Below are 22,374 nucleotides of genomic sequence, written 5' to 3'. Positions count from 1 at the left end.
TCAGGGCGACCGACGTCAGGAATTTGAGCCTGATCAGCACAAATTGGGATCACAATAGCCATTGGCTACGCCACCCGCGCACGGATGGCCCGGGTGACCTCGTCGACCTGCCCGGCCCCCAGCGTCAGCACCTCGACGTCCTCCAGGTGGTACTTGCGTATCGCCTTGCTCGCGGCCTCGACCTCACGCTCGACATTGACGCCCTTCATGAACACGAGCTCGCCACCCGTCCGAACGAGCGGGACAGTGAGCGGGATGAGCTTCGAGAATGCGCTCACGGCTCGAGCCGTGACCTGATCCAGGGTGAACTCCTGAGCGACGTCCTCCGCTCGCGCACGCCGCACGGTGACGTTGCTGAGGCTCAAGTGGCCGACCTGCTCCTCGAGCCACGCCACCCGCCGTTCCATAGGCTCGATGAGGACGAAGTCGACATCCGGACGCGCGATGGCGAGGACGAGTCCGGGAAGACCAGCTCCCGTGCCGATATCACCGACGACGCCCGGCCGGAGCAGGGGAGCGATCAGCACGGAGTTGATGACGTGTCGGTGTCCACAGCCGAGGGGGCTCCAGGGGACCGATCAACCCCAGCTCCTCCCCGCGCTCCCCCAGCTGTGCCGTGAACTCCCGCACGACGTCTATCTGTGCACCGAACAGTTCCTGCGCGACAGCCGGTTCCTGCTCGACGGTGATCTTCTCGGACATGACGATCCCATCTTCTCATCGGCGTGGCGGAGGTCGGGGGGAACTTCGCGGTCCTCGTGACGCGACACCGTGGGTGCGCGTGGCCGGGTCCCTCGAGTTTAGTGTCTGTAGGACGGCGTCCCGAGCGACTCCAGGCAGGGCGACGATGTCGCCCCTGCAGAACACGTTTCACGTGAAACATGTCCACGCATGAGCCAGGAAGGGGCCCTGCGCGACTTCGCGCGTGCATTGCCGTCACCTGCGATTCGATGAGCCACCGCAGCATATGTTTCACGTGAAACACCGTCTCACCCCCTATGACCCCGTCAGCCATGCTCAGACCATTGTGCCCAGCACACAGACTGTCATCGCCCGTACGTAGTCGGCTCCAAGATACGTCCCGTGATCGCTCATCGAGCGTGACCGGCGGTCGATGGCATCGATCACGTCACACATATACGTCCACGGTAGGTGCGCCGCCAAGACGGCTCCTCGCTTGCACTCCTCAGCTGGATTCGAGCTCGCAGCGTTCTAGTACATCTGTATTAACAAATTCCCATCAACGCTCGGAATCCCACTCTCTACGAATGAAGGCCCGGTCCAACTGGACCGGGCCTTCTCATCGTCACGCCGACGCTTCACGCCTTGGTGATCACCGTGTGGCGGTCACGCCCCTCGCCCTCGGACTCGGAGGTGTACCCGCGCTCCGCCACGATGTCGTGGACGAGCTTCCGCTCGTACGAGGACATGGGAGGCAGGGAGGCACTCGCCGACCCCGCGGAGATGCGCTCCACGGCCCGGTCGACGAGCTGTGCGAGCTCCGCCTGCCGGGCGTCCCGCGAGCCGCCGACATCGAGGATCAGGCGGCTGAACACGCCGGTCTTGTTCTGCACGGCGAGCCGGGTCAGCTCCTGCAGCGCCGTCACGGTCTCGGGGTTCGACAGCAGCCGCAGGTCCTCCGAGTCGGCCGCGTCGACGGACACGTAGGCCCGGCCACCGCGCTGGTCGATGTCGATGTCGCCATCCAGGTCGCAGATGTCGAGGAGCTCCTCGATGTAGTCCGCGGCGATGTCACCCTCGTCGACGGCAGCGGGTGCGTCTCCAGGGGCCGGTACGGCGGTCTGGTCGTCGCCGGCGACCACGTCGACGGCCTGCTCGGGGGAGTCGGTCACTTCGCTCATCGGTTCTTGGATCCCGCCTGCTTCTTGGCACGGTTCTTGTTCACCGGCTGCTGCCGCTGGGCCGGCTTGCGCTCCTCGACGACCACGGTCGCGGGGCCGGACGTCGCCTCGGGGGCGACGAGCTTCCCCTTGCGGGCCAGGCGCGCCTCGCGTGCCCGCGCCGCCTCGCTGCCGGGCGTCGGCATGTTGCGGATGACCAGGAACTGCTGTCCCATGGTCCAGAAGTTCGAGACGAGCCAGTAGAACATGACGCCGAGCGGGAAGGCGATGCCGGACACCGCGAACACCAGCGGGAGGATGTACAGCAGGATGCGCTGCTGCTTGAACATCGGGCTGGCCTTCGTCTCCTCGGACATGTTCTTGGCCATGATCTGCAGCTGCGTGATGAACTGCGACGCGCTCATGAGGACGACCATGACGGACGCGATCACGATGACGTTGATGTTGCCGTCGGCCGTGGAGATGGCCGACTGGAGGGGAGCGCCCAGGAAGACCGACTCGCCGAAGGACCGCGAGAGCTGGTCGTTCAGCAGGCCGATGCCGGGGAGCTCCTCGACCGCCGCACGGTGCAGCACCGAGTAGAGGGAGAAGAAGATCGGCATCTGCAGGAGCAGGGGGAGGCAGCTGCTGAGCGGGTTCGTGCCCGTGTCCTTGTAGAGCGCCATGGTCTCGCGGGACATGGCCTCACGCGAGAACTGGTCGCGCTTGCCCTTGTACTTGTCCTGGATCTTCTTCAGCTGCGGCGCGACCTCCATCATGCGGCGCTGGTTCTTGATCTGTCGCACGAAGATGGGGATCAGGGCCGCGCGCACCACGAGCACGAGGCCCACGATGGAGAGCACCCAGGTGGCGCCCGCGTCGGGGTCGAGCCCCATGCTGGTCCAGAGCGTGTGGAAGCCGACCAGGATGAGTTCGATGACCCACTTGATCGGCCACAGGATCGTTCCGAGGAAGTCCATGAGGTGGTCGTTAGCCCTTTCCGTGGCTGGGTGCGACGACGAATCCGAGCCTCGTGCGCCGGTACTGCTGGACCCGACGAGCGGGGACGTCGTCGATGCCGCCCTCCGCCCATGGGTGGCACCGGCACACGCGCCACGCAGCGAGGGCGCCGCCGTGGAGGAGTCCATGCTCCTGGACCGCCTCGAGTCCATATGCGGAGCAGGAAGGGTAGTACCTGCAGACGTCCCCATAGAGAGGAGAGACCACGCGCCGGTAGAGGCTGATGACGGCGATGGCCGCGTTCCGGGGCGCCAGGACGACGGAGGTCAGTGCCCTCTTCATATCGTCCTCACGGCCCGCGTCACGGCTGACGCGATCTCCTCCTGCAGGGTAACCCACGGTGTCTGCTCCAGACCTGGCAGTACGCGGATCACGATGGAGGTGCCTGAGGGGATGGAGGGCAGGAGCCCGGCCGACACGGCCTTCAGGCGACGCCGGACCAGGTTGCGGGTCACCGCGTTGCCCACCTTCTTCGAGACGATGAACCCGAAGCGGGCCGGCGAGTCCGGGGGACCGGCGAGTGCGGAGACGACCGCCGTCGGGGTGGTCGACCGGCGTCCCCGCCTGACGATGGTGCGGTAGTCCGCACCGCTCGTCACGCGGTTCCGCCGAGCGAGCACGTGCTACGCGGAGAGCTCGGTGCGTCCCTTGCCACGGCGGGCGGCGAGGATGGCACGGCCGGCGCGGGTGCGCATGCGGAGGCGGAAGCCGTGCTTCTTGGCCTTCTTGCGGTTGTTCGGCTGGAAGGTGCGCTTGCTCACGGTGAGTCTCCACTCAGGTTGGTCCACGGGGCCGACGAGTGCGGCTGGGAAGATGGGGCAGCCTCGACAGGCTGGGTCAACTGCCTAAATCTACGGGGCGAGGGGCCGCGGGTCAAACCCGAGGGCGGGATCGCGATTATCCACACGGACCGGCCATCTGCCCGTATTGACATGCCGGCGTCGATAGGGTCGATTTGTCCTGATCTCCGGCAGTGGCTAGCGTGTGGCGTGGCCGCGACGCGTCGGGGATCGCCCGCGCGGCGCAGACGGCCCGTTCGCACACAGGGTGGATAACCCTGTGAGTAACTATGCTGTCCGCGGTCGCGGTGCACGGATGGTCCGCACCCTCGGAGCCTCCGGGGATGGACGCCGCACGCACGACCGCGACGCCCTCCCGGCGTCGACAGCAGCCCGCGCACCGTGCGGCGACCCGGCGTCAGCCCGAGGCCGAGCACGGTGACGGCAGATGGGGAAACATGTCCGACCGCTCCGACCCGACGCACGCGATCTGGCAGAACGTGCTCTCCGCGCTCACCGCGGACGACCGGATCACCCCGCAGCTGCACGGGTTCATCAGCCTCGTGGAGCCCAAGGGCGTCATGACCGGCACCCTCTACCTCGAGGTGCCCAACGACCTGACGCGCGGGATGCTCGAGCAGCGGATCCGCGTCCCCCTCCTCAACGCCATCGGGTCGCTCGACGAGGCGGCCGGCGTGAGCAACTTCGCGATCGTGGTCAACCCCGAGATCGCGCAGGACGCGTTCGCCCAGCACCCCGAGCCGGCGGCCGAGCAGCCGTACATCGAGACCCCCACCATCACGGCCCCCGCGGACAACCCCGGTCTCCCGGCGTCCCCCTCCCGCGGCGACTCGCGCCTCAACCCGAAGTACGGCTTCGACACCTTCGTCATCGGCGGGTCGAACCGCTTCGCGCACGCCGCCGCCGTCGCCGTCGCCGAGGCCCCGGCCAAGGCGTACAACCCGCTGTTCATCTACGGGGACTCGGGGTTGGGCAAGACCCACCTCCTCCACGCCATCGGGCACTACGCCATCAGCCTCTACCCCGGCATCCGCGTGCGGTACGTGAGCTCGGAGGAGTTCACCAACGACTTCATCAACTCGATCGCGAACAACCGCTCGTCCCTGTTCCAGTCGCGCTACCGCGACAACGACATCCTCCTGATCGACGACATCCAGTTCCTCCAGGGCAAGGACTCCACCCAGGAGGCCTTCTTCCACACCTTCAACACGCTGCACGACCACAACAAGCAGGTGGTCATCACGAGCGACCTCCCGCCGAAGCACCTCACGGGCTTCGAGGACCGGATGCGGTCGCGCTTCGAGTGGGGCCTCATCACCGACGTGCAGGCGCCGGACCTCGAGACCCGCATCGCGATCCTGCGCAAGAAGGCGCAGAGCGAGAAGCTGCAGGTGCCGGACGACAACCTCGAGTACATGGCCACCAAGGTCACGTCGAACATCCGCGAGCTCGAGGGGACGCTCATCCGCGTCACGGCGTTCGCCAGCCTCAACAAGACGCCGGTCGACCTGGCGCTCGTGCAGACGGTGCTGAAGGACCTGATCACGCTGGACGAGGACAACGTCATCGCGCCGGTCGACATCATCAACCACACCGCGGCGTACTTCAAGCTCACCGTCGACGACCTCTACGGGTCCTCCCGCTCGCAGGCGGTCGCCACCGCCCGGCAGATCGCCATGTACCTCTGCCGTGAGCTGACGAACCTCTCGCTGCCGAAGATCGGCCAGCTGTTCGGCAACCGCGACCACACCACCGTCATGTACGCGAACAAGAAGATCACCGAGCTCATGAAGGAGCGCCGCTCCATCTACAACCAGGTGACGGAGCTCACGAGCCGGATCAAGCAGAACCACCGCTACGGCAAGATGTGACGCCGATCGCTCCGGGATCCGGAGCGGCGGGCACACGGGGAGCAGGGGTCGGGCCAGGGGTCCGGCCCCTTCGGCGTACCCAGGGACGCACGGGAGACGCGGCTGCTGCGACGGGCGTGTGCCCCCGGCCCTCACCGTCCTCGTGCGACGGAGACGCCCCTGGTGGCCGTCCGAGGGGCGTCCGAGGTGCCGCAGGGACCTCCGACGCGGCTCGACGAGGCTTTCCCCACAGTGTGCACAAGGTGTGGATAACTGTGGAGAACCGCCGGAGCGGATGTGGGTTCGCGGACGGTGCCTGTGGAACCGGCCTCGGCGGGATGACGTCGTTCCGCCGACTCCCCAGGCCGCTCCACACCCGTCCCACAACTTCCAGACGTGTAGTTCCCGCTCGATGACCGGGACTCCGGGAGTTGTCCACAGATTCCACAGCGGTTAAGACTATTGATCCTTAAACCCTTCATTGGATGTCGCCCAAGAACCTCAGGGTGTGGACGGATCGAGGGTCCCGGGAGCCCCCGTCGGCACGGCTAGCATTGACCGACAAATCTTCCGCTCATCGAGGGGTCCACAACGTGAAGTTCCAAGTCAACAGGGACGTCTTCAGCGAGGCGGTGTCCTTCGCCGTCAAGCTCCTGCCGCAGCGCACGACCCTCCCGATCCTGAGCGGAGTGCTCATCGAGGCGACCGAGGACGGACTGACGCTGTCGTCGTTCGACTACGAGGTCTCGGCTCGCACGCAGATCCAGGCCGACATCGAGGAGTCCGGCCGGGTGCTCGTGTCCGGGCGCCTCCTCGCGGACATCGCGAACCGGCTGCCGAACGCCCCCGTGCGCTTCACGACCGAGGACTCCAAGATCAGCGTCTCCTGCGGCTCCGCCCACTTCACGCTGCTGAGCATGCCGGTCGAGGAGTACCCGACCCTGCCGCAGATCTCCGAGCAGTCCGGGCTCCTGCCGGCTGAGCAGTTCGCGGCCGCCGTGTCGCAGGTCGCCGTCGCCGCGTCCCGCGACGACGTGACGCCCGTGATCACCGGCGTGCAGCTCGAGGTCGGGGAGACCAGCCTCGGACTCATCGCGACCGACCGGTACCGCGTCGCGGTGCGGGAGATCGACTGGGACGGCGGCGACTCGACGACGGACGGCACCAGCCGCACCGCCCTCGTCCCCGCGCGCACGCTGCAGGAGATCGGCAAGACGTTCGGGCACAGCGGAACGATCTCGGTCGCCATCACCGACACCGACGACCGCCAGCTCATCGCCTTCAGCGCCGACCGCAAGACGGTCACCTCGCTCCTGATCCGCGGCAACTTCCCGCCCGTCAAGCGCCTCTTCCCCGAGACGGTCGACAACTACGCGATCATCAACACCGCCGACCTGATCGAGGCCACGCGCCGCGTGCAGCTCGTCCTCGAGCGCGAGGCGGCACTGCGCTTCACCTTCACCATCGACGGCCTCACCCTGGAGGCCATCGGCTCCGAGCACGCGCAGGCATCGGAGAGCATCGACGCCCTCCTCACCGGCGTGGACACCGTGGTCTCGCTCAAGCCGCAGTTCCTGCTGGACGGCCTGGGTGCCGTCCACTCCGAGTTCGTCCGCCTCTCGTTCACGAAGACGGACAACCCGAACAAGCCCGGTCCGGTGCTGATCACCAGTCAGTCGTCGAAGGACCAGGCTGGAGCAGACAACTACCGGTACCTGCTGCAGCCGAACCTGCTGCTGCGCTAGACCGCGATCAAGGAGAGAACATGCACATCGGACTCGTCGGACTCGGCAAGATGGGCGCCCGCATGCGCGCGCGCCTCGAGAAGAACGGCATCGAGGTGACCGGCTACGACACGAACCCCGACGTCTCCGACGTGGCGACGCTCGCCGACCTCGCCGCCGCGCTCCCCGCACCGCGCCTGGTCTGGGTCATGGTCCCGGCCGGCAAGGTGACGCAGAACGTCGTGGGCGACCTCGCCCGCATCCTCGAGCCGGGCGACCTCGTGATCGACGGCGGCAACTCCAAGTTCACCGACGACTTCGCCCACGCGGGACTGCTCAAGGACAAGGGCATCGACTTCGTCGACGCCGGCGTCTCGGGCGGCGTCTGGGGACTGGAGAACGGCTACGGCCTCATGGTCGGCGGACCCCAGGAGCAGGTCGAGCGCGCGATGCCCGTCTTCGACGCGCTCCGCCCCGAGGGTCCTCGCGAGGAGGGCTTCGTCCACGTCGGCGACTCCGGCGCCGGGCACTACGCGAAGATGGTCCACAACGGCATCGAGTACGCCATGATGCAGTCCTTCGCGGAGGGCTACGAGCTCCTCGCCGCGCGCACCGACATCATCAAGGACGTCACCGGCACGTTCGAGGCCTGGCAGCGCGGCACGGTCGTCCGCTCCTGGCTGCTCGAGCTCCTGGTCAAGGCGCTCAAGGAGGACCCGGGCTTCGCCGACATCGAGGGCTTCGTGCAGGACTCCGGCGAGGGCCGCTGGACCATCGAGGAGGCGCTGAGCAACGCGGTGCCCATGCCCGCCATCAGCGCGTCGATCTTCGCGCGCTTCTCCTCCCGCCAGGAGGACTCGCCGGCCATGAAGGCGGTCGCGGCGCTGCGCAACCAGTTCGGCGGCCACGCGGTGCAGAAGAAGTCCTGACCACCGGATGATCGTCCGTCACCTCTCCCTGGGTGACTTCCGCAACTACACCCGCGCGGACGTCGAGCTCCTGCCCGGTGCCACCCTCTTCGTGGGCAGCAACGGGCAGGGCAAGACGAACCTGGTGGAGGCGCTGGGCTTCCTGAGCACGCTCGGGTCGCACCGCGTCTCCACCGACCAGGCGCTCATCCGCCAGGGCGCGGAGTCCGCCGTGATCCGCGCGCTCCTGCAGCACGCGGGCCGGGAGCTCCGGGTCGAGGTGCAGATCAACCGCTCGGCGGCCAACCGCGCGCAGGTCAACAGCACGCCGACCAAGCCGCGGGAGCTGCCCCGGTACTTCTCGAGCGTGCTGTTCGCGCCGGAGGACCTGGCGCTCGTCCGGGGCGACCCGTCCGGCCGGCGCCGACTGCTGGACCAGCTGCTCGTGCTGCGGACCCCGCGGCTGGCCGGCGTCCTCTCCGACTACGAGCGGGCGCTCAAGCAGCGCAACACCCTGCTGAAGTCGGCGCGCGCACGCGGCATGAAGGCGGACCAGCTCGGCACGCTCGACATCTGGGATGAGCGGCTCGTGTCCATCGGCTCGCAGATCATCGCGGCCCGCGGTGCGCTCGTCGAGGCCCTGCAGCCGGAGCTCGCCCGCGCGTACCTGGCGGTGGCCGGATCCGACCACGGCCCGTCCGCGCGACCGGAGCTGAGCATCCTCGCCGACGACCCGGGGGAGGACGACGCCGTCGACGAGACGGGCGCGCGCGACGGAGCCCGCTTCACGAGGGCCGAGGACGTCGTGCCCGTCTTCGCCGCGGCGGTCGCCCGCATGCGCCCGCGCGAGCTCGAACGTGGACTGACGCTGGTGGGCCCGCATCGCGACGACGTCCTGTTCCGGCTCAACGGGTTACCTGCGAAGGGCTACGCCAGCCACGGGGAGTCGTGGTCGTTCGCCCTCGCGATCAAGCTGGCGTCGGCCGAGCTACTGCGGCGTGACTCGCAGACGGGGGATCCCGTGCTGATCCTCGACGACGTGTTCGCGGAGCTCGACCAGGCTCGGCGCGGACGTCTCGCGGAGGCCGTCACCGGCTTCGAGCAGGTGCTCATCACGGCCGCCGTGCTCGAGGACGTGCCCGCGCCCCTCGCGGCCAACGCCGTGCACATCCGCGCGGGCGAGATCGTGGACGCTCCCGCGGCGCCGTCGCCGGCGCCGCGCCTCGACGGCGACGGGGGAGGGGCGTGATCCCCCGCGCCCCCGACGGCGGCCCGATGCCGGAGTCCGAGGCCGTCGCCGTCTACCGCCGGTTCCGTCGCGTGTTCGGCGACGCGTCCGTCCGCTCGCCCTCCGCGCGCAAGCGGCGCGAGCAGAAGGCCGGCAGCTCGCCGTTCCAACCCGGCCGGGATCCGGACTCGCTCGGGAACGTCATGGACTCGCTCACCTCGCGGATGGGCTGGACCTCCTCCCTGTCGCAGGCCGAGCTCATGGCCGCGTGGACCACCATCGCCGGCGAGGAGACCGCCGTGCACTCGTCTCCCGTCGGCATCGAGGACGGTCTCCTGACGGTCGAGTGCGAGTCGACGGCGTGGGCGACGCAGCTGCGGCTCATGCGCGTGGAGATCACGACGCGCATCGCCGAGCGCTTCCCCGACGCCGGTATCCGGTCGATCCGCTTCCAGGGGCCGAACGCCCCGTCCTGGAAAAAGGGTCCCAGGTCGATCCCAGGGCGGGGCCCGCGCGATACCTACGGCTAGGGAGGCGAATCAGGTCACCCCCGCCGCGAAAGCGCGTCAGAGGGCCGGATAGGAGGTGCGGAGCGTACTCCTGCGATAGAATGAATGGTCGCCCGCAGTCCAGGGACGACGGTCGGCGGATCACCTGGTGATCGGTGCGCGACCGCCGTCGGGCAGGGGCGCGTCGACGCGGCAGGAGCCACCACTTCATGACATCGGATGCCTCACAGGACCTCCCCGACGACTCCACCCCCGACGAGGTGGAGGTCGAGGAGACGCACAACGACTCCGACCACATCACCCGCCAGCAGGTGAGCAACGACTACGGCGCCAACGAGATCCAGGTGCTCGAGGGCCTCGAGGCCGTGCGCAAGCGACCCGGCATGTACATCGGGTCCACCGGCCCCCGCGGCCTGCACCACCTGGTGAGCGAGATCGTCGACAACTCCGTCGACGAGGCCCTCGCCGGCTACGCGAGCGACATCCAGGTCACCATGCGCAAGGACGGCGGCATCCGCGTCGTCGACGACGGCCGCGGCATCCCCGTGGACGTCCACCCGGTCGAGGGGATCTCCACGGTGGAGCTCGTCCTCACCAAGCTCCACGCCGGCGGCAAGTTCGGCGGCGGCGGGTACGCGGTCTCCGGCGGCCTGCACGGCGTCGGCAGCTCGGTGGTCAACGCGCTGTCGGAGCGCCTCGACGTCGAGGTCCGCCGCCAGGGCGCCGTGTGGCGGCAGAGCTTCACCATCGGGGTGCCGGATGCGCCGCTGGAGAAGGGCGAGGGATCCACCGAGACCGGCACGACCATCACGTTCTGGCCGAGCCGCGCGATCTTCGAGACGGTGGAGTTCGACTACGACACCCTCCGCGCGCGCTTCCAGCAGATGGCGTTCCTCAACAAGGGGCTCGCGCTCACGCTCCACGACGAGCGCTCCGACGACACCGCCGAGCACCGCACGGAGAAGTTCCTCTACGAGCGCGGCCTCGTCGACTACGTCGAGCACCTCGTGAAGGCGAAGAAGACCGAGGTCGTCAACACCGACGTCATCGCCTTCGAGTCCGAGGACACGGTCAAGAAGATCAGCCTCGAGGTCGCGATGCAGTGGACCACCTCCTACACGGAGAGCGTCCACACGTACGCGAACACCATCAACACGCACGAGGGAGGCACGCACGAGGAGGGGTTCCGCGCGGCGCTCACCACGCTCGTGAACCGCTACGCGCGCGAGAACAAGCTGCTCCGCGAGAAGGACGAGAACCTCACAGGGGACGACGTCCGCGAGGGGCTCACCGCCGTCGTCTCCGTGAAGCTCGGCGAGCCGCAGTTCGAGGGCCAGACGAAGACCAAGCTCGGCAACACGGAGGCGAAGGCCTACGTGCAGCGCATCGTGGGGCAGCAGCTCGGCGACTGGTTCGAGAGGAACCCGGCGCAGGCCAAGGACATCATCCGGAAGGGCATGCAGGCGTCGCAGGCACGGCTCGCCGCCCGCAAGGCGCGTGAGCAGACCCGCCGCAAGGGACTGCTCGAGTCGGGCGGCATGCCGGGCAAGCTCAAGGACTGCCAGAGCAAGGACCCCGCGCTCAGCGAGGTCTTCCTCGTCGAGGGCGACTCGGCCGGCGGATCCGCGGTGCAGGGCCGGAACCCCACGACGCAGGCGATCCTGCCGCTGCGGGGGAAGATCCTCAACGTGGAGAAGGCGCGCCTCGACCGGGCGCTGCAGAACAACGAGGTGCAGTCGATGATCACCGCGTTCGGCGCGGGCATCGGCGAGGACTTCAACGCCGAGAAGGTCAGGTACCACAAGATCGTGCTGATGGCCGACGCGGACGTCGACGGCCAGCACATCACGACCCTGCTTCTCACCCTGCTGTTCCGCTACATGCGGCCGCTCATCGAGCTCGGCTACGTGTACCTCGCGCAGCCGCCGCTGTACCGCCTCAAGTGGTCGAACGCCGACCACCAGTACGTCTACACGGACGCGGAGCGCGACGCGCTGCTCGCGCACGGGCAGGCGAACGGCAAGCGGATCCCGAAGGACAACGGCATCCAGCGCTACAAGGGCCTGGGCGAGATGGACTACAAGGAGCTGTGGGAGACGACCATGGATCCCGCCACGCGCACGCTCATGCAGGTCACCCTCGACGACGCCGCCGGTGCCGACGAGACCTTCTCGACGCTGATGGGCGAGGACGTCGAGTCCCGCCGCAGCTTCATCCAGCGCAACGCCAAGGACGTCAGGTTCCTCGACATCTGATCGGCCAGGCGGCGGTCCGGCCCGATCCCGACCGCCGCCCGGCACCGCCCCCACGCTCCATCGACATCTGAACGGGACCTCCATGGCCGACGACATCACTCCGGACGACGAGCAGGGCGCGGGGGCGACCCCGGACGACGCGCAGGCACCGTCGACCGACGACGCCCTGCCGCAGGAGGGCGTGACGCCGGCGTCCGCCGCCGCCGCGGCGTCCGACTCGCTGCCGGGCGCGATCATCGATCCCGACGCCACGGTCGTCGTCACGCACGACCGCATCGAGCAGGTGGACCTCCAGCTCGAGATGCAGCGCTCGTTCCTCGACTACGCGATGAGCGTCATCGTGCAGCGCGCGCTCCCCGAGGTGCGGGACGGCCTGAAGCCCGTCCACCGCCGCGTCATCTACGCCATGTACGACGGCGGCTACCGACCCGACCGGTCCTTCTTCAAGTCGGCCCGCGTGGTCGGCGAGGTCATGGGCCAGTTCCACCCGCACGGCGACTCCTCCATCTACGACGCGCTCGTGCGCCTCGTCCAGCCGTGGAGCCTGCGCTACCCGCTCGCGCTCGGCCAGGGCAACTTCGGCTCGGCCGGCAACGACGGCGCGGCCGCCCCGCGGTACACCGAGACCAAGATGGCCCCGCTCGCCATGGAGATGGTCCGGGACATCACCGAGGACACGGTCGACTTCCAGGACAACTACGACGGCCGCACGCTCGAGCCGAAGATCCTGCCGTCGCGCTTCCCGAACCTCCTGGTCAACGGATCGGTCGGCATCGCCGTCGGCATGGCCACCAACATCCCGCCGCACAACCTCCGCGAGGTCGCCGCCGGCGCCCAGTGGCTGCTCGCGCACCCGGACGCGAACCGGGAGGAGCTCCTCGAGGCGCTCCTCGAGCGGATCAAGGGACCCGACTTCCCGACGGGCGCCCAGGTGCTCGGCACCAAGGGCATCATCGACGCGTACCGCACGGGCCGCGGGTCCATCACGATGCGCGCGGTCGTCGCGGTCGAGGAGATCCAGGGCCGCGTGTGCCTCGTGGTCACCGAGCTGCCGTACCAGGTGAACCCCGACAACCTGGCGATCAAGATCGCGGAGCTCGTGAAGGACGGCAAGCTCGGCGGCGTCGCCGACATCCGCGACGAGACCTCGGGACGCACCGGCCAGCGCCTGGTCATCGTCCTGAAGCGCGACGCGGTCGCGAAGGTCGTGCTGAACAACCTCTACAAGCACACGCAGCTGCAGGAGAACTTCGGCGCGAACATGCTCGCGATCGTCGACGGGATCCCGCGCACGCTCGCGCTCGACGGCTTCATCTCCGCCTGGGTCGACCACCAGGTCGACGTCATCGTGCGCCGCACGCAGTACCGGCTCAACGAGGCAGAGGCGCGCGCCCACATCCTGCGCGGCTACCTCAAGGCGCTCGACGCGCTCGACGAGGTCATCGCGCTCATCCGCCGGTCCGAGACGGTCGAGGTCGCGCGCAGCGGGCTGATGGGGCTGCTCGACATCGACGAGCTGCAGGCCAACGCCATCCTCGAGATGCAGCTCCGCCGGCTCGCCGCGCTCGAGCGCCAGAAGATCCAGGACCAGGCGGCCGAGCTCGAGGAGCGCATCGCCGAGTACAAGCACATCCTGGCGACGCCGTCCGTGCAGCGGGAGATCATCAGCACCGAGCTGCAGGAGATCACCGACAAGTACGGCGACGACCGGCGCACGGAGATCATGCTCGGCTTCGACGGCGACATGAGCATGGAGGACCTCATCCCCGAGGAGGAGATGGTGGTCACCGTGACGCGCGGCGGGTACATCAAGCGCACGCGCATCGACAACTACCGCAGCCAGCACCGCGGCGGCAAGGGCGTGCGCGGCGCGCAGCTGCGGGCGGACGACGTGGTGGAGCACTTCTTCGTCACCACGACCCACCACTGGCTCCTCTTCCTCACGGACAGGGGACGCGTCTACCGCGCGAAGGCGTACGAGCTGCAGGAGGCCGGCCGCGACGCCAAGGGCCAGCACGTCGCCAACCTGCTCGCCATGCAGCCGGACGAGGAGATCCAGCAGGTCCTCGACATCCGCGACTACCAGGTGGCGCAGTACCTCGTGCTCGCCACCCGCGACGGCCTGATGAAGAAGACCGCGCTCACCGAGTACGACACGAATCGCACGGGCGGGATCATCGCGATCAACCTCCGCGATGGCGACGCGCTCGTGTCGGCCCTCCTGGTGGACGAGGACGACGACCTCCTGCTGGTGTCGCGCAAGGGCATGTCGCTGCGGTTCTCCGCCGACAACCAGGCGCTGCGTCCGATGGGCCGCTCGACCTCGGGCGTGAAGGGCATGTCGTTCCGCGGGGACGACACGCTGCTGAGCGCGTCCGTCGTCGGCCACCAGGGATACGTCTTCGTCGTCACCGAGGGCGGCTTCGCGAAGCGCACCGCCGCCGACCAGTACCGCGTGCAGAACCGCGGGGGCATGGGCATCAAGGTGGCCAAGCTGCAGGAGGCCAGGGGCGATCTCGCCGGCGCCCTGATCGTGGGCGAGGAGGACGAGATCCTCGTCGTGCTCGCCAGCGGCAAGGTGGTACGCTCCTCCGTGGCCGAGGTCCCGGCGAAGGGCAGAGACACCATGGGTGTCGTGTTCGCCCGATTCGCGGACGACGACAGGATCATCTCACTGGCCAAGAACTCCGAACGCAACCTGGTGGTCCCCGAAGCTGCGCCCGACGCGTCCGACGGTACCGCTGCTGGGAAGGGAACACCCGATGAGTAGTGTCGCCGAGAAGCTCGCGAAGAAGTCGTCGCGAGCGACAACCACCAAGCAGGTGCGTCTCAAGCTCGTGTACGTCGACTTCTGGTCGGCGCTGAAGCTCGCGTTCCTCTTCTCCGTGGTGCTCGGCATCATCACCGTGGTGGCGACGTTCCTCATCTACGTCGTGCTGCAGACCACGAACGTCTTCGGGACGGTGGACCAGCTGTTCCAGGAGGTCTCCGGATCCGCGGACTTCTCGCTCCAGGACGTCTTCGGCCTGGGTCAGGTGCTCGGATTCGCGATCGTGGTGGCCGTGCTCAACATCGTCGTCGGCACCGTCCTCGGTGCCGTGGCCGCGCTGCTGTACAACCTCAGCGTGCGCATCACCGGCGGCGTGCTCGTCGGCTTCACCAACGCGTAGCCGATTGGGAGAAACGGGCAGGCGTACGGTAACGTGTACCTGCCCGATGGGGATATAGCTCAGTTGGTTAGAGCGCTTCACTGATAATGAAGAGGTCCCAGGTTCAAATCCTGGTATCCCCACCAACACCCCCGGATCCGCACGGTCCGGGGGCACGGCGGGAATCGAGTCGGCAGACCGCACGGCGGTCCACGGCTCGCCGATCGGGGTCATAGCTCAATTGGTAGAGCGCCTGCTTTGCAAGCAGGAGGTCCGGGGTTCGATTCCCCGTGACTCCACATCCCACCCGTGATCGCACCGGGTGCCATCCTCGCCGTTCGTGCCTCGAGCGCTTCCTGGCGGTTCCCCACACGGGCACGCCGACTGGTCGTGCCAGGTGCGGCGTCGACGCGTCCGTCGACGACGAAGGCCCGGGCACCTGTCGGTGTCCGGGCCTCCGGCGGATCGCGTGGCGATCGACGTGCGGTGGTCAGCTCGCGGGCTGGTCCTTCGCGGTCGCGTCCACGGCCTCGGGCTCGTCGTCGGCGATCCACAGGTCGTCGTCCGCGCGGAACGTCTGGTACAGCGCGTATCCGACGCCGCCCACCACGACGATGCCCAACCCGATGAGGGCGACTCCGCCGAAGCCGAGGCCCTTCTTCGCGGCGACGGGCGCGACGGCGGGCACGTAGCGACCGACGTAGCTGCGGCCGTTGTCGACGTAGTGCTTGCCGAACTCCTGCGCCTTCGAGGAGACCTTCCCGGCCTTCGTGACGGCGTCCTTGACCTGCTTGCTGTTGCGGATGCCCTCGGTCGCGGCGACCGCGGAACCCGCGGCACCCGCGACGGCGGGGAGGACCGTGTGCGTGAAGCCCCGGTACGCCGAGTCGGCGGCGCTGCGCACGCGCTCGGCGCCCGCCTCGTAGCCGGGACGGATGTGGTCGTCGACGCCGCGCTTGACGGCGGGGGCGACGTGCTGGTCGGAGAGCTTGCGTGCGGTGTGCGCGGCCTCGGCCACGACGACGTTGGCCCGGTCGAGGACCTCGCGCTGCTCCTTGAGGACGGCGGCCGCGTGGGTGCGGAGCTTCGCCAACTCCTTCTTGTTCTTGCGTGACAGACCCAAGGGGACCTCCATCGATGTGATTTCGCCAGGGATCCCAGTCTGGCACGGGTGCCTCCGCGGGCAAACACGACGGAGCCTGTGCGTCCGCCGAGTCCCAGCTCCGCCGTGAGACCATGACTCCATGTCTGCGCACACTCACGTCGCCACCATGACGACCAACCACGGCACCATCGTCCTCAACCTCTTCGGGTCCCACGCCCCCCAGACCGTCGAGAACTTCGTCGGCCTCGCCACGGGCGAGAAGGAATGGACCCACCCCCAGACCGGCGAGAAGTCGACCGCCCCCCTGTACGACGGCGTCGTCTTCCACCGCATCATCAAGGACTTCATGCTCCAGGGCGGCGACCCGCTCGGCCAGGGCACCGGCGGCCCCGGCTACCAGTTCGACGACGAGATCAGCCGCGACCTCGACTTCTCGAAGCCCTACATCCTCGCCATGGCGAACGCCGGCACCCAGGGCGGCCGCGGCACCAACGGCTCGCAGTTCTTCATCACCACGGCGCCCACCACGTGGCTCCAGGGCAAGCACACGATCTTCGGCGAGGTCGCCGACGAGGACTCCCGCAAGGTCGTCGACGCGCTCAACGCCGTCGCGACCGACGGCCGCGACCGTCCCCGCGAGGACGTCGTGATCGAGAGCGTCACCGTCGAGAAGGTCTGATGACCGATTCACCCCGTACGGCGGCCGACCGCTGCTACCGGCACCCCGACCGGCAGAGCTTCGTGCTGTGCCAGCGATGCGGGCGGACCATCTGCCCGGAGTGCCAGACGCCGGCCGCCGTCGGGGTGATCTGCCCGGAGGACATGAAGGAGCAGCGCCGCACCGCTCCTCGTACCCGGGCCCCGTTCGTCACGCGGCTGACGCGGAGCTCCGCGCCCGTGGTGACGTACGCGATCATGGCGGTCTGCGCCGCGGTCTGGATCCTCCAGGTCCTGCCCGTCGTCGGCGGCTACGTCACGACGTCGCTGTGGTTCGCGCCGGTCTACGGCAGCCTCGCCTCCGGTGACTACGAGCCGTGGCGCATGCTCACGAGCGCGTTCACGCACTCCCCGGACAGCATCCTGCACATCGTGCTCAACATGGTGTCGGTCTTCGTCTTCGGACGCGTCCTCGAGCCCATGCTCGGACGCGCCCGCTACCTCGCCCTCTTCCTCCTCTCCGCCATCGGCGGATCCCTGGCCGTCGAGGTCCTCGGCGCCGCCATGGGCGACCCGCTCACGGCCGTCGTCGGCGCCTCGGGCGCGATCTTCGGCCTCATGGGCGGCTACTTCGTGCTCGCCCGGAAGCTCGGCGGCAACGTCGGGCCGCTCCTCGGCATCATCGTGCTCAACCTGCTGCTGGGGTTCCTCGTCCAGGGCGTCTCCTGGCAGGCGCACGTCGGCGGACTCGTCACCGGCGCGGTCGTCGCGCTGATCCTCCTGCGCACGCGGGACGCCCGTCAGCGCGGCCTCCAGATCGGCTCGCTGGCGGGCCTCGCGGCGGCGATCGTCGTCGCCGCGGCCGTCGTCCCCGTCGCCATCTGACCGCCGTCGCTCGTGCTCGTCCGTCTCCCCACGGAGTCGGACGAGCCGTCCTGCCCGAAGCGCTCCGATCCCCGGGACGCCGTCGTGCCGCGGGGCCGCGAGGTTATCCACAGGCCAGTCCACAATGGGGATAGTTACACGCGTGTGATTAGCCGGCGGTCGGGCTGGTGCGGGAGGAGCCGGATGCGTGGCGCTCCGGCCGCAGATCGCGGCGAGCACGCGCTTCCGCCGGTAACCCGCCCCGGGGGCAGACGACGCCATCGGGACCCACGGGGTTGTCCACATGTGTGGAGGCTTGTGCACAGGTGTCCTGTGGACAACATCTCGACGGCACCGCCCAGGACGCAGAAGAGCCCGCCACCTGCTGGGGTGACGGGCTCGGGAGGGGGCGCTGCGGTCAGCGCCACCTGGTGGTCATGAGGAAGCCGACGAGGATCAGGCCGAAGCCGATGAGGATGTTGCCGACGCCGAGGTCCGGGATGGGGAAGGCGTTGAGGCTGACGTAGTACACGATCAGCCAGGCGAGGCCCACGAGCATGAAGCCGAACATGATGGGCTTGAACCACACCGGGTTCGGGGCGTCCTCGTCGCGCACGCGTTCCTGGCGGGAGGGTCTCGTCGTCTTGTCGCGGGCCATGCCGAGATCCTACCGGTAGCCCCCTCCACCGAGCCGGGAGGATGCCCGCTTCCCGCAGGCCTCCCGGCGAGGCGGCCCGTGCATGCGGGCCACCTACAATCGGCACATGAGCGCACAGGATCCCGCCCCCTCCCGCCGCGCGACGCGGCGCCGCGGTCGGCGGAACGACCTGGTGCTCGGCACGGTCGGCGTCCTCGGCGAGCTCCTCTTCACGGCCGGCGTGCTCATCATGCTGTTCCTGGGCTGGCAGCTGTGGTTCAACGACATCGTGGTGAGCAGCGGCCAGCGCGACCAGGCGCTCGAGAACAGCCGGAGCTGGGCGACGGCCGCGCCGGAGGCCGAGGCTCCTCCGCAGCCCGACGCCGCGCCGGCCGCTCCCGGGGATCCGGTCATCACCACGGCGCCCGCGAGCGACGCCACCGACTTCGGCAACATCTACATCCCCCGCTTCGGCCCCGACTACGTGGTGCCGGTCGCGACCGGCGTGGGGCTGGGCAACGTCCTCAACCTCGGCAAGGTCGGCCACTACCGGGAGACGCAGATGCCCGGGGAGATCGGCAACTTCGCGGTCGCCGCGCACAGGACCACCTACGGGAAGCCCTTCAACCAGATCACCGACCTGCGCGTCGGCGATGCCATCGTGGTCGAGACGCAGGACGGCTGGTACACCTACCGCTTCCGTACACTCGAGTACGTGAAGCCCACCGGAGTCGACGTGCTCAGCGAGGTGCCGCAGGCACCCGACGCGCAGCCGGGGGACCGCATCCTCACCATGACGAGCTGCAACCCGCTCTTCTCCGCCGCCGAGCGCGTGGTCGCGTACAGCGTCTTCGAGTCGTGGCAGCCGCGCTCCGACACCGCGAAGCCCGCCTCCCTGGCCGGCACGTCGTTCGCGCAGGCGGGCTGACCGTGTACGCGGCGTTCTGGCGCATCCTCCCCGGGCCCGTGTGGATGCGGCTGCTCATCCTCCTCGTGCTGCTCGCAGCCGTCCTCTTCTCCCTCGTCACCTGGGTCTTCCCCTGGGTCGACTCCATCGTCAACACCCAGGAAGTCACGGTGCATCAGTGACCCGCGTCCTCGTCATCGACAACTACGACAGCTTCGTCTACACGCTCAACGGGTACCTGCAGCAGCTGGGCGCGGAGACGGTGGTCATGCGCAACGACGACCACGCCGCCGCCGACATGGCCGGCGTGATCGCGGAGTACGACGCCGTCCTCGTGTCGCCCGGGCCCGGCAAGCCCTCCGAGGCGGGCGTCTCCATCCCCACCGTCACAGCCGCCCTCGACTCCGGCACGCCGCTGCTCGGCGTGTGCCTCGGGCACCAGGCGATCGCGGAGGCCTTCGGGGCCACCGTCACCAACGCCGAGGAGCTCATGCACGGCAAGACCTCCCTCGTCACGCACGACGACGGCGAGTTCTACCTCGGCGTCCCGCAGCCGTTCACGGCCACGCGGTACCACTCGCTCGCGGTCGTCGACGGCACCGTCCCGTCCGACCTGGTCGTCACCTCGCGCACCGAGGGCGGCGTGATCATGGGGCTGCGCCACGAGGCCGCGCCCATCGTCGGCGTACAGTTCCACCCCGAGTCGGTCCTCACCGAGGGCGGCTACCGCATGCTCGGCAACTGGCTCGAGGGCGCGGGGCTCACGGGAGCGCGGGACACGTCGTCGCGGCTGTCGCCGCTCGTCCGGATCGCCTGAGGCGCAGCCTCCTCGCGGCACCTGCGGCGCTCGTCGTCCAACAGGCTCGACCTGTGGCTCGCGACCTGCTGGTCCCGGGTCCGCACCTGACGCGGTGAGCCGCACCCTCGGTCGGTGAGGGGATCACGCATCGGTCGGTGAGGGGATCACGCATCGGTCGAGCACGAGCGCCACGCGGCCGTGCGCCTGCGCCTGCGCCGATGCCAGCGGGTCACGCGGGGAGCTGATGCGGCCTGGCGAGGCCGAGGAGGCGACGCCGGCTCAGCCGCGGGCGGGAGGCGTGGTGGGAGCGCTGGGCGTCGGCGAGCTGCGCACGGCACCGGTGCAGTAGGTGAGGGCGACCGTGGAGCGCTGGGCGACGTCGCCCGGGGGCACCGACTGCTGGCTCACGGGAGAGCCCTCGGCGCGGCCGCAGGACGGGTCGCGCCGCGTGGTGACGACGAGCTCCGACTCCTCGAGGAGGCGCTGCGCGTCGACCAGCGGCTGTCCCAGCACGTCCGGCAGGGTGACCTTGCCGTTCGACAGGACGAGCTTCACCGCGGAACCCTGGTCGACCTGCTCGGTCGCCGCCGGCTCCGACTGCAGGACGACGCCGTCCGGCACCGAGGGCGAGGACTGACGCGTCACCTCGCCGACCGTGAGGCCAGCGGCCTGGAGGCTCGCGGTGGCCGTGCCCTCGTCCATGTTGGCGACGTTCGGGACCTGGACCTCCGGCGGACCGGAGGACACGACGACGTCGACCTCGGTCTGGGAGGCGACGTTCTCGCCGGCGTCCGGGTCGGTGCGGAGCACGATGCCCTCCTCGACCGTCGTGCTGGCCTCCTCGCGCTCGAGCGGCACGAGATCAGCCTCCTCGAGGGCCGCGGCGGCGCTGGAGTAGGTGGATCCCGCGACGTCGGGGACGGTGGGGCTGATGTCCGGCGGGCCGATGGAGCTGAGGCTGGTGACCCAGATGACGACGGCGATGAGGATCACGACGACCACGGTGACGCCCGCCCAGATCCACGGCACCGGCGGCCGGCTCTGCGTGCGGACGGTGCGGTCGTCGTCGACCCCGAGCTGGCGGAGCGCCTGCTGCGAGGAGGACGGGCCGGCGGGCGCGCCGAAGAGCGTGGCGCCCACGTCGTTCGTCGGCGCCTCGCGCGGCGCGAGCGTGCCCTCGGCGGCGCGGTCGAGGTCGGTCCGGAAGTCGCCTGCCGTCTGGAAGCGCGCGTAGCGGTCCTTCGCCATGGCGTGCAGGACCACCTGGTCGAGCTGGGGGGAGATGCCCTCCTCGACGGCGCTCGGGGACACCGGCGTCTCGCTGACGTGCTGGTAGGCGACGGCGACCGCGGTGTCGGCGCGGAAGGGGGCCTGGCCGGTGAGCATCTCGAAGAGGACGACGCCGGCGGAGTAGAGGTCGGTGCGCGCGTCGACCGACTCGCCCTTGGCCTGCTCGGGGGAGAAGTAGCGGGCCGTGCCGAGGATGGCGGTGGTCTGCGCGATGGTGGCGGAGGTGTCGGAGACGGCGCGCGCGATGCCGAAGTCCATGACCTTCACCTGGCCCGTGGGCGTGACCATGATGTTGCCGGGCTTGATGTCGCGGTGGACCACACCCGCGCGGTGCGAGTACTCCAGCGCGGTGAGCACCTGGCGCGTGATGCGGACAGCCTCGTCCGGATCGAGCGCGCCGTCCGTGATGACGTCCTTCAGGAGGCGGCCCTCGACGCGCTCCATGACGATGAAGGGCACCGTGTGCGATGCGCCGTCCTGGTCGGTGACGACGTCCTCGCCCGCGTCGAACACGCGCACGATGGTGGGGTGCGACATGCGCGCGGCGGCCTGCGCCTCCTGGCGGAAGCGGCTGCGGAAGGCGGGATCCTCGGCGAGGCCGCGACGCAGGACCTTGACGGCCACGCGGCGTCCGAGCCGCGCGTCGACGCCCTCGAAGACGTCCGCCATGCCCCCGCGACCCAGCAGCGCCCCGACCTCGTAGCGGCCGCCCAGCACACGCGCGTCGGTCACGGACTGCCTCTCGTCGGGGTCGGGATTCGGACGGGGATGAGCTTACCGGGGCTCCGCTGGGCATCCGGGCGGCGCCCCGACGGGCCCCCGACGGCCCGG

The 22,374-nt window shown here is 69.2% G+C and carries 21 protein-coding genes, 2 tRNA genes and 1 pseudogene; 15 read left to right on the top strand and 9 right to left on the bottom strand.

Annotated features, from left to right (window positions below; translation table 11 throughout):
- Positions 1-65: 65 nt before the first annotated feature.
- From rsmG to rpmH, 6 genes and pseudogenes are all read right to left on the bottom strand, one after another.
- Positions 66-702: pseudogene (gene rsmG, locus QFZ62_RS10725) on the bottom strand (16S rRNA (guanine(527)-N(7))-methyltransferase RsmG).
- A gap of 617 nt (positions 703-1,319) precedes the next feature.
- Positions 1,320-1,862, bottom strand: a complete 543-nt coding sequence (locus tag QFZ62_RS10720; RefSeq protein WP_307505405.1) for a R3H domain-containing nucleic acid-binding protein — start codon at positions 1,860-1,862, stop codon at positions 1,320-1,322.
- Positions 1,859-2,821: a membrane protein insertase YidC gene (yidC, locus tag QFZ62_RS10715; RefSeq protein ID WP_307505403.1), complete on the bottom strand. Its 963-nt coding sequence runs from the start codon at positions 2,819-2,821 to the stop codon at positions 1,859-1,861. The genes QFZ62_RS10720 and yidC overlap by 4 nt, the downstream gene beginning before the upstream one ends.
- Positions 2,822-2,831: 10 nt before the next feature.
- Positions 2,832-3,143, bottom strand: coding sequence for a membrane protein insertion efficiency factor YidD (gene yidD / locus QFZ62_RS10710; RefSeq protein ID WP_307505400.1), 312 nt, complete (start codon positions 3,141-3,143; stop codon positions 2,832-2,834).
- Positions 3,140-3,481 (bottom strand): ribonuclease P protein component, encoded by a 342-nt coding sequence (rnpA, locus tag QFZ62_RS10705; RefSeq protein WP_307505397.1) that lies wholly within the window; start codon positions 3,479-3,481, stop codon positions 3,140-3,142. The genes yidD and rnpA overlap by 4 nt, the downstream gene beginning before the upstream one ends.
- A 3-nt stretch (positions 3,482-3,484) precedes the next feature.
- Complete coding sequence (gene rpmH, locus QFZ62_RS10700) at positions 3,485-3,622, bottom strand: 50S ribosomal protein L34 (RefSeq protein ID WP_012039665.1); 138 nt, start codon at positions 3,620-3,622, stop codon at positions 3,485-3,487.
- Between the two features lie 476 nt (positions 3,623-4,098).
- Between rpmH and dnaA the strand changes: the two genes are divergently transcribed.
- The 10 genes from dnaA (at position 4,099) to QFZ62_RS10650 (ending at position 15,583) form a co-directional block, all read left to right on the top strand.
- On the top strand, positions 4,099-5,532 hold the full coding sequence (dnaA, locus tag QFZ62_RS10695) for a chromosomal replication initiator protein DnaA (RefSeq protein ID WP_307505394.1): 1,434 nt from the start codon (positions 4,099-4,101) through the stop codon (positions 5,530-5,532).
- Between the two features lie 572 nt (positions 5,533-6,104).
- Positions 6,105-7,256 carry a DNA polymerase III subunit beta gene (gene dnaN / locus QFZ62_RS10690; protein WP_307505392.1) on the top strand — a complete coding sequence of 384 codons (1,152 nt, stop codon included), beginning with the start codon at positions 6,105-6,107 and terminating at the stop codon, positions 7,254-7,256.
- Between the two features lie 20 nt (positions 7,257-7,276).
- Positions 7,277-8,164, top strand: coding sequence for a phosphogluconate dehydrogenase (NAD(+)-dependent, decarboxylating) (gene gnd / locus QFZ62_RS10685; RefSeq protein ID WP_307505389.1), 888 nt, complete (start codon positions 7,277-7,279; stop codon positions 8,162-8,164).
- 7 nt (positions 8,165-8,171) lie between these two features.
- Entirely contained in the window at positions 8,172-9,392 is a 1,221-nt protein-coding gene (recF, locus tag QFZ62_RS10680; protein WP_307505385.1) for a DNA replication/repair protein RecF, read from the top strand.
- Positions 9,389-9,901: a DUF721 domain-containing protein gene (locus tag QFZ62_RS10675; protein ID WP_012297501.1), complete on the top strand. Its 513-nt coding sequence runs from the start codon at positions 9,389-9,391 to the stop codon at positions 9,899-9,901. The genes recF and QFZ62_RS10675 overlap by 4 nt, the downstream gene beginning before the upstream one ends.
- A 188-nt stretch (positions 9,902-10,089) precedes the next feature.
- Positions 10,090-12,135: a DNA topoisomerase (ATP-hydrolyzing) subunit B gene (gene gyrB, locus QFZ62_RS10670; protein ID WP_307505380.1), complete on the top strand. Its 2,046-nt coding sequence runs from the start codon at positions 10,090-10,092 to the stop codon at positions 12,133-12,135.
- A gap of 82 nt (positions 12,136-12,217) precedes the next feature.
- A complete protein-coding gene (gene gyrA, locus QFZ62_RS10665; RefSeq protein WP_307505376.1) occupies positions 12,218-14,905 on the top strand; it encodes a DNA gyrase subunit A in 2,688 nt (895 codons plus the stop codon).
- Complete coding sequence (locus tag QFZ62_RS10660; protein WP_011931227.1) at positions 14,898-15,305, top strand: DUF3566 domain-containing protein; 408 nt, start codon at positions 14,898-14,900, stop codon at positions 15,303-15,305. The genes gyrA and QFZ62_RS10660 overlap by 8 nt, the downstream gene beginning before the upstream one ends.
- Positions 15,306-15,353: 48 nt before the next feature.
- Positions 15,354-15,430 (top strand) — tRNA-Ile (locus QFZ62_RS10655).
- Positions 15,431-15,510: 80 nt separating this feature from the next.
- Positions 15,511-15,583: transfer RNA gene (locus QFZ62_RS10650), tRNA-Ala, on the top strand.
- 191 nt (positions 15,584-15,774) lie between these two features.
- On the opposite strand, the gene QFZ62_RS10645 is transcribed toward QFZ62_RS10650, so the two are convergent.
- Complete coding sequence (locus QFZ62_RS10645) at positions 15,775-16,407, bottom strand: hypothetical protein (RefSeq protein WP_307505373.1); 633 nt, start codon at positions 16,405-16,407, stop codon at positions 15,775-15,777.
- A gap of 121 nt (positions 16,408-16,528) precedes the next feature.
- Here QFZ62_RS10645 and QFZ62_RS10640 point away from each other — a divergent pair, with 121 nt between their 5' ends.
- Positions 16,529-17,068 (top strand): peptidylprolyl isomerase, encoded by a 540-nt coding sequence (locus QFZ62_RS10640; RefSeq protein WP_307505370.1) that lies wholly within the window; start codon positions 16,529-16,531, stop codon positions 17,066-17,068.
- A complete protein-coding gene (locus QFZ62_RS10635) occupies positions 17,068-17,931 on the top strand; it encodes a rhomboid family intramembrane serine protease (protein ID WP_307505367.1) in 864 nt (287 codons plus the stop codon). Before QFZ62_RS10640 ends, QFZ62_RS10635 begins: the two co-directional genes overlap by 1 nt.
- A gap of 397 nt (positions 17,932-18,328) precedes the next feature.
- On the opposite strand, the gene QFZ62_RS10630 is transcribed toward QFZ62_RS10635, so the two are convergent.
- Positions 18,329-18,568, bottom strand: a complete 240-nt coding sequence (locus tag QFZ62_RS10630) for a cell division protein CrgA (RefSeq protein WP_015488825.1) — start codon at positions 18,566-18,568, stop codon at positions 18,329-18,331.
- Between the two features lie 106 nt (positions 18,569-18,674).
- Between QFZ62_RS10630 and QFZ62_RS10625 the strand changes: the two genes are divergently transcribed.
- From QFZ62_RS10625 to QFZ62_RS10615, 3 genes are read left to right on the top strand one after another with little or no spacing between them, the layout of a single operon-like run.
- On the top strand, positions 18,675-19,475 hold the full coding sequence (locus tag QFZ62_RS10625; protein WP_307505364.1) for a class E sortase: 801 nt from the start codon (positions 18,675-18,677) through the stop codon (positions 19,473-19,475).
- Between the two features lie 2 nt (positions 19,476-19,477).
- The gene (locus QFZ62_RS10620) at positions 19,478-19,636 is read left to right on the top strand and encodes a hypothetical protein (protein ID WP_307505361.1); all 159 of its coding nucleotides are present in this window, start codon (positions 19,478-19,480) and stop codon (positions 19,634-19,636) included.
- On the top strand, positions 19,633-20,271 hold the full coding sequence (locus QFZ62_RS10615; RefSeq protein ID WP_307505358.1) for an aminodeoxychorismate/anthranilate synthase component II: 639 nt from the start codon (positions 19,633-19,635) through the stop codon (positions 20,269-20,271). The genes QFZ62_RS10620 and QFZ62_RS10615 overlap by 4 nt, the downstream gene beginning before the upstream one ends.
- A 261-nt stretch (positions 20,272-20,532) precedes the next feature.
- Here the strand turns inward: QFZ62_RS10615 and pknB are convergent, their stop codons facing one another.
- Positions 20,533-22,275 (bottom strand): Stk1 family PASTA domain-containing Ser/Thr kinase, encoded by a 1,743-nt coding sequence (gene pknB / locus QFZ62_RS10610; RefSeq protein ID WP_307505355.1) that lies wholly within the window; start codon positions 22,273-22,275, stop codon positions 20,533-20,535.
- Positions 22,276-22,374 lie beyond the last annotated feature (99 nt).

It is taken from the genome of Clavibacter sp. B3I6 (genome assembly GCF_030816895.1).
Classification (GTDB): Bacteria; Actinomycetota; Actinomycetes; order Actinomycetales; family Microbacteriaceae; genus Clavibacter.
The sequence above is the reverse complement of the archived record's forward strand: the minus strand, read 5'-3'. Positions and strand labels throughout refer to the sequence as shown.